Source organism: Roseivivax lentus (genome assembly GCF_900156805.1).
Classification (GTDB): domain Bacteria; phylum Pseudomonadota; class Alphaproteobacteria; order Rhodobacterales; family Rhodobacteraceae; genus Roseivivax; species Roseivivax lentus.
The window spans coordinates 1-12,336 of the sequence record NZ_FTOQ01000006.1 but is presented as its reverse complement, the minus strand read 5'-3'; the positions used below and the strand labels follow the sequence as shown (position 1 = coordinate 12,336).

Genomic DNA, 12,336 nt, shown 5'->3' with positions numbered 1-12,336 from the left:
GTCTGTCCCCTGCCCCTTAGATGTCGACGCGGTCTGCGTGCACTTCGACGGGATCGTCGAGGCGGTCGATGTCGAGATATTTGTCCTCGCTCTCGGGGCCTTCCTTCCACTCCAGATAGGAGCGGTAGAAGAAGGCGATGGCCTGCAGGAAGATGAGGCCCGCAATCGAGAGCAGCAGGATCTTGAAGAGGAAATAGCCGGTGAAGCCGTTCGGGCTGAAGCCGATGGTCTCCACGTTCCAGCGCAGCGCGCGGGATTTGAGCAGAAGCCGGTCGAGCGTGTCCGAGGCCGAGGGGTTCGGCACGATGAGGTGCCGCCACATGAAGAACCACGCATAGAGCCAGATCAGCACGGCCATCGGCATCGTGAAGAACAGGCTGCCGAACATGTCGATCACCCGCTTGGTGCGGAAGCTGACGGCGGCATAGACCAGATCGACGCGCACATGGCCCTTCTGCACGAAGGTGTAGGTCAGGCAGAGCGCGACCACCAGGGCGTTGTAGAGCTTGAGTTCCTCGGCCCACCAGGAAATATCGAAGCTCAGCGGAATGCCGAAGCCGAAGGAGATGTCGGGCCGGGTGAAGATCCGCTGCATGAAGACGATCACCACCTGCTGGATGACCATCAGAAGCCCCGCCCAGGCGAAGACGCGGCCCAGCACGTTGGCCAGCCCCTCGAGCCCCCGCACCGCGCCCCACATGATGGAGTTTTTCCACAGCCCCACGCCGGTCAGCACCAGGAAGGCCGTGAAGACCACGAAGAAGAACTCGGTCGAGCCGCCGTAATAGACGAAGCGCATGATCGCTTCTTTGTTCGACCAGTCGAGCCAGAGCCCGGGATGGGTGATCGCGTAGCCGAAATTGTAGAACGCCAGCGCGATGTTCTGGATCACCCAGACGAGGCCCGATCCGAGCGCCGCGAAGGCACCGCCGAGGCCGATCGCTGCTTCCTCTTCCATCTCTCCCCCTCTCCGGTCAGTGCGCCGGAGTTATCTTGGTCTTGATCGAAGGGCCCACGCGGATGCGGGGCCCTTCGTGTTTCCTGTCCTGCGCGGATCAGCCCTCGCCGAGGACGCGGACGCGCTGTGCGACGTAGTAGCCGTCGGACTTGTTGATCCAGGACGCCGAGGCCGCGAGGCTCTCGTCGAAGGAGGTGCGGATCTTGGCGAAAAGCTCGTCGCCCATGTTCTCGTCCATGACCTCTTTCGACGCGGCACCGAAGGCATCCCAGACATCGTCGGGGAATTGCAGCGTCTGCACGCCTTGGCTTTGCAGGCGGGCCAGTGCGGCGCCGTTATTCGCCAGCGTCTCGGAGAGCTGGTAATGCGTCACGGCCTGGGAGGCGATGTTCAGGATGTCCTTGTGCTTCTGGCTCAGCTCGTTCCAGACATCGAGGTTCACCGAGGCCGCGAGCGCAGAGCCCGGCTCGTGGAAACCGGCGGTGTAGTAGATCTTCGCCACTTCCTGGAAGCCCGCGCGCTCGTCGGCCATCGGGCCCACCCACTCGAGACCGTCCAGCGCGCCCGAGGACAGCGCCTGGTAGAGCTCGCCGCCGGGGATGTTCTGCACCGACGCGCCGAGCTTGCCCAGCACCTGGCCGCCGAGGCCCGGCATGCGGAACTTCAGGCCGTTGAAATCCTCGGCCGAGGTGATCTCGCTGCGGAACCAGCCGCCCGACTGGGAGCCCGAGTTACCTGCGATCAGGCCCTTGAGGTTGAAGATCGAGCCCAGCTCGTCATGCAGCTCCTGGCCGCCGCCATGGTGGTACCAGTTGGTGACCTCCTGCGCGGTGCCGCCGAAGGGCACGGCGGTGAAGAAGGCGTAGCCCGGATGCTGGCCGACGAAGTAGTAATCGGCCGAGTGATACATGTCGGCCTGGCCCGAGGACACGGCGTCGAACACTTCGAGCGCGCCCACCAGTTCGCCCGGGGCCTTCTTGTCGATGGTCAGCTCGCCATCGGACAGCGCCGCGACATACTGCTCGAGATAGCTGGCCGCATCGTCCAGCACGGCAAAGCCGCGGGGCCAGGACGTGACCATGGTGAGCGTCCGCTTGCCCTGCGCATAGGCCGGTGCGGCCAGCGTCGAGGCGGCGGCGGCAGCGGTGCCACCAAGCGCGGACGTTCTCAGAAATGCACGACGATCCATGTGGTTCCTCCCATTTAATGGCCGGGAGGAGGCGCACGGCGCGGGTTATCCCCCGCGCGCGACGCGACGATCCTCTCCCCGGCGGATCGTTAAGTGGCGTGACACTAGCGTTCGCTGCCGACCCGCGGAATACCCAAAGCTACGGAGTTCGGGGGATTTCTGTCGGCTGATTTCTCGGTCGCGCGCGGCGGGGTGCCGCTATCGCACCAGCGTCCGGCATCCGGGGGCGGGCCCGGCCAGCCCGGCCCAAGAAAGCGGCAGATGTCGTGCGCCACCCCGCCCCAAGGACGCCAAAGCCTTGCAATTCCCCGCGGAAGCGGACGGAAATGTCGGCGCAGAGGGCGGCGCGGCCGGTGCCGGGCCCGCCCCTTCACGGTGGCAGCGCCCTTGCGCCATGGCGTGCGAACCGCTCTTATGTGGCGGGCACCATGGCCCGGAGGAGGCGGCAAGATCTCCGTGGACAGGCACATGGCGAAACCAGAGCGCCCCGAGAGGCGCCTATAGAAACAGGGAATGAAGATGACGACCTTTACCAGATTGAAGACATTCGCGGCCGTCTCGGCCACGCTCGTCACGCTCGGCCATGCGGCGCCGGTTGTCGCGCAGACCGCGTGGGACATGGCGACGCCCTACCCGGACGCCGAATTCCACACCCGCAACATCGCGCAATTCGCCGAAGACATCTCGGCGGCGACCGAGGGCGGGCTGAATATCACGGTGCATTCCGGTTCCTCGCTGTTCAAGCATCCCGAGATCAAGCGCGCGGTGCAGAACCAGTTCGTGCCCATCGGCGAGGTGCTGATGGCGAACCTCTTCAACGAAGACCCGATCTTCGGCGCCGACAACATCCCCTTCATCGCCACGACCTACGAAGAGGCCAAGGCGCTTTGGGACGCGCAGCGCCCGCTTGTCGAGGAAAAGCTGGCCGAGGACGGCATCCGCCTGCTCTATGCGGTGCCGTGGCCGGGCCAGGGCTTCTACACCAACACCGCGCTCGAGGCGGGGGGCGACCTCGAAGGCATGCGCTTCCGCACCTATAACGCGACGACTGCGCGGATGGCCGAGCTTCTGGGCGCCGCACCGACAACGATCGAGGCGGTCGAGATCCCGCAGGCCTTCTCGACGGGCATCGTCGATGCGATGGTCACCTCGGGCGCGACCGGCGTGCGCACGAAGGCGTGGGACTTCACCACGGAATTCTACGACCTGCAGGCCTGGCTGCCGAAGAACATGATCATCGTCAACGAAGCGGCCTTCTCGAGCCTGCCCGAGGATCAGCAGCAGGCCGTGCTTGATGCCGCCGCCGCCGCCGAGACCCGCGGCTGGGAGATGAGCGCCGCCATCGCCGAGGAATCGGTCGCCGAGCTGGGCGCGAACATGACCGTGCACATGCCGAGCGACACGCTGAAGGCCGATCTGGGCACCGTCGGCGAGACGATGGCCGCCGAATGGGCCGAAAGCGTCGGCGAAGACGGTCAGGCGATCCTCGACGCGCTGAACTGATCCGCGACACCGGCCCGGTCCGGCAGCGCAGGCTGCGGGTCCGGGCCTTGTTTTCCCCGCATCCGCCCGCTGCGCGCAGGCCGGTGCCGGCGATTGGACCGATTTCATGCTGACAGGCTTTCTCCACAGGCTCTACGACGCGGCCGGTGCGCTGGCGGGCGTCTTCCTGGTCGCGATCTGCGTCATCGTCACGGGCCAGATTGTGGCCCGGCAGATGGGCACGATCATTCCCTCCGCGGATCAATATGCGGGCTTCTGCCTTGCGGCGACGTCGTTTCTGGGCCTCGCCTACAGCTTTCGCGGCGGCAGCCATATCCGGGTGACGCTGTTCGTGCAGGGCCTGCGCGGCACGGCCGAACGCGCGCTACTGGTGCTGGCGCTGGCGACGGCGGCAGCGATCACCCTGCTTTTGGCCTGGCACACGATCGGGATGGTCATCCAGAACTTCAGCCGCGGAGAGGTCACGTCGGGGCTTGTGCCGATGCCGCTCTGGGTGCCGCAGCTGGGCATGGCCATCGGCGTGACGCTGTTCGGGATCGCGCTTCTGGAGGATCTGTTCTGCGCGCTGACCGGGCGCCAGCCCGCCTTCAACGCGGCCGAACGCGAGCTTGAGGCCCGGAACGCCGAGGGCGACGATCCGCCCGCCGCGTCGTGAGCCCTCCGCAACCGGCCATGATCCCGCCCCGCCGCATCATTTCGACCCCGTCGCCCGTCGCCCCATCCCGCAGCGCCGCTTCGGCCCGGTCAGCATAGGAGACCCGCCTCTCATGGATCCAAGCCTCGTCTCCTTCTTCCTGATCGGCATCATGCTGGTGATGCTGGCCCTCGGCATCTGGGTCGCGCTGACGCTGATGATCGTGGGTTTTCTCGGGATCGCACTCTTTTCCGGCGCGCCTGCGGGCGCGATCATGGCCACGACGATCTGGGGCCAGTCCTATTCCTGGGCGCTGACCGCGCTGCCGCTCTTCATCTGGATGGGCGAAATCCTCTATCGCACGAAGCTGGCGGCCAACATGTTCAAGGGCCTCGCGCCGTGGATGAACGCCCTGCCCGGCCGCCTTCTGCACGTCAACGTGGTCAGCTGCGGGCTCTTCGCGGCGGTGTCGGGATCGTCCGCGGCGACGACGGCCACGATCGGACGGATCACCATCCCGGAGCTGGAAAAGCGCGACTACGATCAGAAGATGATCGTCGGCAGTCTTGCCGGTTCGGCGACGCTGGGCTTCCTGATCCCGCCCTCGATCATCCTCATCGTCTACGGGGTGGCCGCCGAGGTGTCGATCAGCCGGCTGTTCATCGCGGGCATCCTGCCGGGGCTGATGCTGATGGTGCTCTTCATGGGCTACATCATGATCTGGTCCGCCGCCCATCCCGACCGCACGCCGCCGCCGGAGCCGCGCGTGCCCTTCCTGCAGCGCATCCGCGCCACCGCGGGTCTGTTCCCGATGCTGGGGCTCATCATCGCGGTGATCGGGTCGATCTATGCGGGCTTTGCCACCCCCACCGAAGCCGCCGCCGTCGGGGTGCTGGGCGCGCTCATCCTGTCGGCGCTGTCGGGCATGCTGAGCTGGTCCTCCTTCACCGAAAGCGTGGCGGGCGCCACCCGCACCACCTGCATGATCACGTTGATCCTCGCAGGGGCCGCGTTCCTGTCGGTGGCGATGGGCTTTACCGGCATTCCGCGCAACCTTGCCGCCTGGGTCGGCTCGTTCGAGCTGAGCCGGTTCGAGCTGCTGATCGCGCTGACGCTTCTCTTCGTGGTGATGGGCTGCTTTCTCGACGGGATATCCATCGTCGTGCTCACCGCCTCGGTCATCATGCCGATGGTGCAGGCGGCCGGGATCGACCTGATCTGGTTCGGCATCTACCTGGTAATCGTCATCGAGATGTCGCAGATCACGCCGCCCGTCGGGATCAACCTGTTCATCCTGCAGGCGATGACGCGGCACGATCTTCTGTCGGTCGCGAAGATGGCCTTTCCCTTCTTCCTCGTGCTGGTGGCGGCCACGGCGCTGCTGATCGTCTTTCCGGAGATCGCGACATTCCTGCCCTCGCTGATGACGCGCGGCTAGCGACGCCCGAACGCAAGCGCGCCCGCCGGCCGGCGGGGTCGGCGAGCGGGCGGGCGGGCGATGCACGCTGATCTGTCCTGACATCCGGATCGGCCTCTGGAAGGCCGACCTGGGGTCGGTGGCCGCATCAATTGGCGGCGCGCGTGACGGTCTCCACCGAGCCGCCTTGCATCATCTGCAACACGGCGTCGCGGAAGGCCTGGTTCTGCCGGTCGATGATCTCGATCCGGGCCTTGCGCTCGCCGTTATGGACATCGGCGTTCCGGATCTGGACGACCTGGGTGAGCGAGTATTGCGCCGGATCGAGGCCCAGCTTGCGGGCGAACCGCTCGTGCACGGACTCCTGGGCCTGCGCGGCAAGTCCGGGCAGCGCGATGGCGAGGGCAGCAGCGGTGACAACACGAATGAACATATCAATTCTCCTTTTTCACAGCTTTGAATGTCCCAGAAATCCCCGGGAACAGCCCCAGACTGCGCCCGGACGCGCAACGCTGCGCAAATGCACCGTCAGGCTATCGTCAATAATGTAGAAATCATTAATTTCAGCGTCTTAGGGCACAAAAAGACCGCCGCCCCGACGTGTCGGAAGCGGAGATCCAGCCGTTGGCATTTTGGTGCACTCATTGCGGGGCTTCGGCAAAAACAAGCGGCGCATCGAGCGGCGTGCCGCGCACGAGCCTGTCTTCCCCGATCACCGCGTCGAGCCAATCCTGAACGGCCCTAGTGTCGATGCGGACGACATTGCGCGGCGGCTGCGTCTCGAGCACGGCATCGGTCTCCGCGTGGTGGCACCGGTTCACGAGGCCCATGCCGGAGACGACACCCATCAGCACGAGGCCACCATAGCCCTCCGGCGGATCGTCCGCGAACTTGAACATCCCGCTGCCGCTGTCTCCGGGACAGATCGCCTTGCCGTCTTCGAGAAACACAGCTGATTGGTGCCCGGCGCAGCGCCCGTCGGCCTCCACCGGCCCGTGACATGGGCCCAGTTGCCGGGCGGCCATCCGCATTTCGCGTTTCGTCGCCCGGGCCTGCAAGTCTTGCGTGATGCCGTAGCCGATCGTCGTGAACTCGTTCTGGCCCGCGTTCGGAGTCACCCAGACCGTATCGGAGAGGTCCCGCGCCGCGATCGACACGAGGCTGCGCGCCACATGTTCAGGGTCGCGCCCCTTCTCGATCAACTGCGTCTTGGCCGCGTCGAGACTGCCGTCTGGTAGCGTCACAAGCGCAAGATCGCCGTTTTCGATCCTTTGCTCGAAGGGCGCGCCGCTGGAGGCGCAGACGCTGGTCTGGTTGTAAAAGTGAACGCCGTCCTGCTTGGGGTAGATCGCGGCCCAATCGTTCGAAATGCCCACAGAAACGGCCACGTCATCCCGCAATTGACCGTTGACGACACGATCGCAGAGGCAATGCGCCGCCGTCAATACATGCCGCGGAGAGATTAGGGAGCCGGTACAGAAAAGGCCGCGGACCATGTCCGACAGCCGCACGGTATGGAACGCGCAGCCGATATTGGCGTCGGGGTTCAGCGCGTCACAGGGAATGCGCAGACCGCTGCCCGCGAGGGTGGGACGGTTTTCGTTCTTCGGAGGCTCTAAGGGCCGACCGAAGTTGAACAGGCTGACGATATCTCCGCAATCGCGCAAAGCGCTCCCGGAACCCGGCTGGAACACGACCTCTCCGGCACTCGCTAGTTGGTCCGGAAGGTCCTCGCGCAGCTCCAGGGTCCGGCCGGCATCGGTGACGACCAGCTGGCCCCCCAAGAGATAGGCGGCAAAGGTTTCCCCGTGGTCGACCTGAATTAGCGCACGGCCGCCCGCGCAGTCGAGCCCAGCGTCGATCCGGGGCCAAAGCGCCTCTGGAATCCTTTCGAGAAGCGCGACGTGGCGCTCGGTATAGTCCACGACCAATTCGTCGGCGATGGCCTCGGGCACGGTCGGTGCGATTGGCCAGTCCAAAACTCCCCGGCTCGAGAAAGCGCCTTGGTTTCTGTTGAAGGCGCTGACGACCTCGGTCGGATTCGCATATGGCATGACGTAAAGCGCACTCGAGTCTTGCTGTGCTTGTGCGGGTGCTGCCGGAACGACAAAAGCAAGACAGGCAGAGAGGGCCGCGGTGCAGGCATAATTCATGATTCGCTTCATGTTCAAAATCCGGTCAGGTCGACGGCGCCCTTCCCGTGCGCGGCCGGAATATAATCCCGCGCCTCGACGACCAGGCCGGTCAACGTTCTGCGCAAATCGGGACCGTTCAGGGGTGCACTAGGCGCTTGGGTTATCTTCCGTTCCGCGAGAAGAGAGATCACACCGCCGACTTGCGCGGCGGCCGCCGAAGTGCCGCCGAAGCCGTATTTCTGGCCCGCATGGCTGTAATCCGCGAGGGGATCGGCCGCGAAACCGCCCGGCCCGCGTATGTCGGCGGTGGGAACGGGGACGCTGCCCGCGCCATCCGCGGTGTCGCAGCGATAGGGCGGATCCGTGTCCCGGTCGGACGGCGCAAGGACGCAAAGGCCCGGGCCATATTGGCTGTAGCCCGCACAAATATGGGTGCTGCGATCCAAGTTGTCGGGGTCGAGATCCGGCGCGCCTTCGTAATTCGCCGCCCCCACGACGATGATCCCGGTTTGCTCAAACGGATCGCCGTCGTCATCGGGGGATCGCGTGTAGAGCGGCTGCGGTTCCAGCGCGTCCTCGCGGAAAGCATCAAACGCTTGCCGCGTTTCAAACCGCATGTCTCTCGAAAACGACATGTTGTAGCTGTCGATCATTTCGAGCAGCAAATCGTACACGAAATCGCGCCCCTCGGGATGTTTCAGTAATTCGAAAATCGCTGCGTAGTCGTCGGGATTTCCCGGATAGGCCAGGCGGTCGCCGCCGCCATTGCCCGCGGGGATTACCACGGCGACTTGGGTCTGCACGATCAGGATCGCCAGGGCGAAAGGATCACAGGCGGGTCGGTCCTCATCTCGGGCCTCCTTGATCTTCTCGGCCAGCTTACCTTCCTCGGCGGCCTTTCGGATCTCGTAGGCGGAGAGATAACCGGCGCGGTCGTAATCAGGCTTCTGGAAGTCGAGCGACAGAACCACCGCCGCGATACGGGCCGCGTCAGCCTCCGCTGGGCAATTGGGCAGCATGCCGCGATTTCCCGCCAGACCGACGCCGAGGATGGCTACGCCCAGCTCGAACCGGTCGTCATGATCGTCACGCGCGAGGTTCGCGCAGCGGACAGGCAGGATCTTCGCATCGGGCGCGACGCCGAGGCTCCTGCCGCCCATCGATCCGGCCACAAGCCCCGCCATGGCCGTTCCGTGCCCGATCCCTTTCGAGCCCATGCACCATGGGTCATCCAATGGCATCGGATAGTCAAGATTGATGAACTCGTTCTGGATCGCGTCTTTAAGCGCGGGGTGGTGGACATCCACCGCAGTGTCGAAAAGCGCCACGACCGTCTTCTTGCCGGTCTCCGACGGGCCGGCGTTCCGAATTCCGAGCGCACCGAGGTTCCAACCGTTCCCCGCTGCAGGATCCGATTTCACCGGCGGTTGCTCGATCTCGCCGGGGCTTCCGAGCATGTGGCAATTGGCTTGCGGGCTGATGTTCATTTCCGCAATGGCGTCGGTGAAGACTTCGTCCATCACCAGCCGCAGGATCGGAAAGGCGGCCCGGGCCGCGATGATGCCCGCCTCGGTATCGGACGCATAATGCACCCCGGCATATTCGCGATTGACGCTGATCCGTTCCGCCGTATCGAAGAACCGCGCCACCAGGGCGGAGTCCTCGTAGATTTCCGCCAAGCCATGCGCGATGAGATGGGTCTGAACCGCGTGCGCGCTGGGATAGGACGAATGCGTCGGCACCGGGATCGACGGGACGATCCGGGGATCGAAGACGTTCGGGCGCAACCGTCCGAACTGACGTTTGAAGTAATAGCCCACCACGAAGCCGGCCATGTCCATCAGGTTCAGGACCCGCAAGACGCCCGCTGGAGGGCCCGCGTAATCCGACACCAGCTCGAGAAACGGAGTGGCGATATCGTCGACCTGCGCGTTGATCTCTGGAAGGCGCACGTCGCGCTCGTCGGAAATCTGCATCTCGAGGAGAGCCTCGACTTCATCTTGCGTCACGGTGCCGGAATACTCCGGAGGCCGCAGCACGTAAGGATCGTCGGCCCCCGGCTCCCGCAGCAATTCGGCAATCGTCGGCAGGCTGTCGGTAACGCGCTGGCGGTAGTGCGCCGTCTCCTCTTCGAAGAGGAGGTCGAGACGCTGTTGGCCGCTTCCGGTCCCGGCCAGCATGCCTTCGGGCCCGCGCCCTCGTCCCCGGCCTCGGCGTCCGCGCCCCCGGCGTCCGCGCCCCCGACCACGACCGCGCCCGAGACCGGTGATCGTATCGATCCCAAAGATGTTTTCTGGAAATCCGTCTGCCGGGCTGTGACAGATGGCGAGGGACTCGTCGATGACGGCATCCGCCGGAGCTTCATGACCGATCACTACCACAGTCTCTTGATTGCCCTGTGCGTCCTCCACTACGAACCGTCCCGTCGGCTTCGCATAGAGCCCGGCAAGGTCGAGCGGGGCGACGCCACGCGGCGTGTAGCAATTCACGATCTTGGGAACCCCGCGGGTCTGCGCGCTCAAAACCGCGGACCGCAAGCTGCCGATAAATCCTTGCCTGGTAGGGATGAAACAGTCCGAGCCTTGCGCAAACGCGCCGTCCACCCTGAGGCCCACCAGAGCCGACGCGCCCCCCAGCAGGACGCTGCGACGTGAAAATTACATAATCAAATCCTCCCGTTGCGGACGTTTTCAAAACACTTTCAACTATGGCCGAGCATCCGGAACGTGCGTCCGATCACGTCCCGGCTATCTGCGCTCGGCAATGGGTATTTCGGGTCCTGCACGGCTTCAGGGCTGAACCTGTGATCGCGGGCCCGGACCTGCTCGACCATGCTCTCGGCCTCTGAAAGCTGGCCGAGCGCCGAATAACTCGCCGCGGCATGGCGCATTACGGCCAGGAATTCCGGCAACCGCATCAATACGGAGCGCGACACCTGCACGGCGGTCTCATGCTCGCCCGTAAGGGTCGCCGTTATGGCAAGGGACGAGCGGAACAATTCACGATATGGACTGTATTGGCCGAGCTGGGCCGCCTTTCGGCTGAAGCGCATCGCATCCGGAAGCGCACCGCGATAGATTGCGTTCATCGCCGAAAAATCCCAGGCCTGCGGCATTGCGGGCGCCTGCCGCCGCGCCAGTTTCGTGGCTTCGGCCCCGACCGCAAATTCCCGTAGGGCAAAGCCGAAAACATGGCCACAAAACGCCAGAACCAAGGGATTTTGCATATCGAGTTCGAGGGCACGCGTTGCATGGCGCCGCGCCTCTTCGAGATCGGCCAAGGTCGGCTCTCCCTCCCCCAGCGTGTTGGCAACCGACAACGCGTAGCAGGCGTTGGCCAGCGCTGAGCCTTCCAATTCGGGATGCCCCTCAAGGTAACGGCGCACCGAATACTGGCCCTCGCGCGACATGCCATAGAGCTGATGCACGACGCCGATCATGGATTGCGGCCCCTTGCCGCGAAAGGCGGCGCCTTCATATTTGCGAAACGCGGCCTTCAGGATCGCATCCACCGTCTGGTTTGCGAAGGCCGCCACATCGTCATGCGAAAACAGGAACGGACCGGACTGATCGGCCGAGGTCGCATGGGCCCACAGGATCTGGCGTCCGCTCAGGACCGAGACCGACAACTGCGCCATCGAACGCACTTTTGTGAGGCTCAGCCGCAGATACATCTCCGGGTCGGAGATGCCCGGAACTCCGCCCGAGAAATGATCCGTCTCGAGGTCCCTGAAATCGAAAAGCTGAAATATTTCGTGGGCTCTCAAGCTTTCGATCACGAAATCGAGCACCTGCGTGGCCAGCAGCGCAGCCATCGGTTCATCGAGCCGCTCATGGATCGGCAGGATGCCAATGCAGATGCGGCGCGTCGGGCCACATTCCAGCGGGGCGATGATGGGCAGTTGCCGGTCCGAGCGGTTTCTCTCGGTCTGCAGCCAATCCTCGAAATCCGCACCGATATCCGTCGGCGCATCTTCGAAAAACGCCCCGCCATCGTCGGGACGGAGCAATTCGACCGGGCCGTTCAGCCAGATATGGGTGCGGTTCGCACCGACGAGGTCGGCATTCTCGCCTAGGTCATGGCGCAGGCTCGAAAGCGCCGTGCGCATGCTGCCGGAGGCCTGCTTTTCATCGCTGCGCGGCCAAATCATTGCCTTCAGCGCATCGCGGGATTTCTTGTGATCGTGAGCGGTAGCGAGGATCGCCACGATCGCCCGCGCTCTGCTGGCCCGGACCTCGACCTCGAGCCCGGCCATTACGAGCCGAAAATTTCCGTTCAGCGATATGGACGTCGCTCTCGTGCGCATGATCGCCTCCTCGCGTCATGTCACTTTCGATCCACGCGCTGGCGGCGATCAATGCGGATCGGCAGGCCCCGTTTCGAATTGACGTTGAGTTAGAGCGAGTTGCGTTCAATCAGTTTCATAGCCTGCGGCCTTGAAGAAGTTGTAGCACTCTTCCTCAGTGAAGAGATCGCAGACATTGCCAACGACCCGCCAGA

Annotated in this window: 10 protein-coding genes; 4 read left to right on the top strand and 6 right to left on the bottom strand. The window is 64.3% G+C overall.

Going from position 1 to position 12,336, the window contains the following annotated elements; translation table 11 throughout:
- Nucleotides 1-16 precede the first annotated feature (16 nt).
- Together BW990_RS11430 and BW990_RS11425 are read right to left on the bottom strand one after the other, a co-directional pair.
- Nucleotides 17-958, bottom strand: a complete 942-nt coding sequence (locus BW990_RS11430; RefSeq protein WP_076448179.1) for a TRAP transporter small permease subunit — start codon at nucleotides 956-958, stop codon at nucleotides 17-19.
- 97 nt (nucleotides 959-1,055) lie between these two features.
- On the bottom strand, nucleotides 1,056-2,147 hold the full coding sequence (locus BW990_RS11425) for a TRAP transporter substrate-binding protein (RefSeq protein ID WP_076448178.1): 1,092 nt from the start codon (nucleotides 2,145-2,147) through the stop codon (nucleotides 1,056-1,058).
- 537 nt (nucleotides 2,148-2,684) lie between these two features.
- On the opposite strand from BW990_RS11425, the gene BW990_RS11420 reads away from it, so the two are divergent.
- The 3 genes from BW990_RS11420 to BW990_RS11410 all read left to right on the top strand — a co-directional run bounded on the left by BW990_RS11420 (nucleotide 2,685) and on the right by BW990_RS11410 (nucleotide 5,722).
- Nucleotides 2,685-3,650 (top strand): TRAP transporter substrate-binding protein, encoded by a 966-nt coding sequence (locus tag BW990_RS11420; RefSeq protein ID WP_234990234.1) that lies wholly within the window; start codon nucleotides 2,685-2,687, stop codon nucleotides 3,648-3,650.
- A gap of 106 nt (nucleotides 3,651-3,756) precedes the next feature.
- Entirely contained in the window at nucleotides 3,757-4,305 is a 549-nt protein-coding gene (locus BW990_RS11415; RefSeq protein WP_076448176.1) for a TRAP transporter small permease, read from the top strand.
- Nucleotides 4,306-4,417: 112 nt separating this feature from the next.
- Entirely contained in the window at nucleotides 4,418-5,722 is a 1,305-nt protein-coding gene (locus BW990_RS11410; protein ID WP_076448175.1) for a TRAP transporter large permease, read from the top strand.
- Between the two features lie 127 nt (nucleotides 5,723-5,849).
- On the opposite strand, the gene BW990_RS11405 is transcribed toward BW990_RS11410, so the two are convergent.
- From BW990_RS11405 to BW990_RS11390, 4 genes are all read right to left on the bottom strand, one after another.
- Nucleotides 5,850-6,134 carry a hypothetical protein gene (locus BW990_RS11405; RefSeq protein WP_076448174.1) on the bottom strand — a complete coding sequence of 95 codons (285 nt, stop codon included), beginning with the start codon at nucleotides 6,132-6,134 and terminating at the stop codon, nucleotides 5,850-5,852.
- Nucleotides 6,135-6,342: 208 nt separating this feature from the next.
- Nucleotides 6,343-7,680 (bottom strand): trypsin-like serine protease, encoded by a 1,338-nt coding sequence (locus BW990_RS11400; protein ID WP_159441641.1) that lies wholly within the window; start codon nucleotides 7,678-7,680, stop codon nucleotides 6,343-6,345.
- A 188-nt stretch (nucleotides 7,681-7,868) separates the two neighbouring features.
- Nucleotides 7,869-10,358, bottom strand: a complete 2,490-nt coding sequence (locus BW990_RS11395; protein WP_159441640.1) for a S8 family serine peptidase — start codon at nucleotides 10,356-10,358, stop codon at nucleotides 7,869-7,871.
- Nucleotides 10,359-10,537: 179 nt separating this feature from the next.
- Entirely contained in the window at nucleotides 10,538-11,509 is a 972-nt protein-coding gene (locus BW990_RS11390) for a tetratricopeptide repeat protein (protein WP_159441639.1), read from the bottom strand.
- 36 nt (nucleotides 11,510-11,545) lie between these two features.
- On the opposite strand from BW990_RS11390, the gene BW990_RS21360 reads away from it, so the two are divergent.
- On the top strand, nucleotides 11,546-11,911 hold the full coding sequence (locus tag BW990_RS21360) for a hypothetical protein (protein ID WP_159441638.1): 366 nt from the start codon (nucleotides 11,546-11,548) through the stop codon (nucleotides 11,909-11,911).
- Nucleotides 11,912-12,336: the final 425 nt, after the last annotated feature.

What these genes read in the sequence shown, in the direction of transcription:
- BW990_RS11415 (WP_076448176.1), top strand. Translation starts at nt 3,757, where the DNA reads ATGCTGACAGGCTTTCTCCACAGGCTCTACGACGCGGCCGGTGCGCTG.
- BW990_RS11390 (WP_159441639.1), bottom strand. Translation starts at nt 11,509, where the DNA reads ATGTATCTGCGGCTGAGCCTCACAAAAGTGCGTTCGATGGCGCAGTTG.
- BW990_RS11405 (WP_076448174.1), bottom strand. Translation starts at nt 6,134, where the DNA reads ATGTTCATTCGTGTTGTCACCGCTGCTGCCCTCGCCATCGCGCTGCCC.
- BW990_RS21360 (WP_159441638.1), top strand. Translation starts at nt 11,546, where the DNA reads ATGATCCGTCTCGAGGTCCCTGAAATCGAAAAGCTGAAATATTTCGTG.
- BW990_RS11425 (WP_076448178.1), bottom strand. Translation starts at nt 2,147, where the DNA reads ATGGATCGTCGTGCATTTCTGAGAACGTCCGCGCTTGGTGGCACCGCT.
- BW990_RS11410 (WP_076448175.1), top strand. Translation starts at nt 4,418, where the DNA reads ATGGATCCAAGCCTCGTCTCCTTCTTCCTGATCGGCATCATGCTGGTG.
- BW990_RS11430 (WP_076448179.1), bottom strand. Translation starts at nt 958, where the DNA reads ATGGAAGAGGAAGCAGCGATCGGCCTCGGCGGTGCCTTCGCGGCGCTC.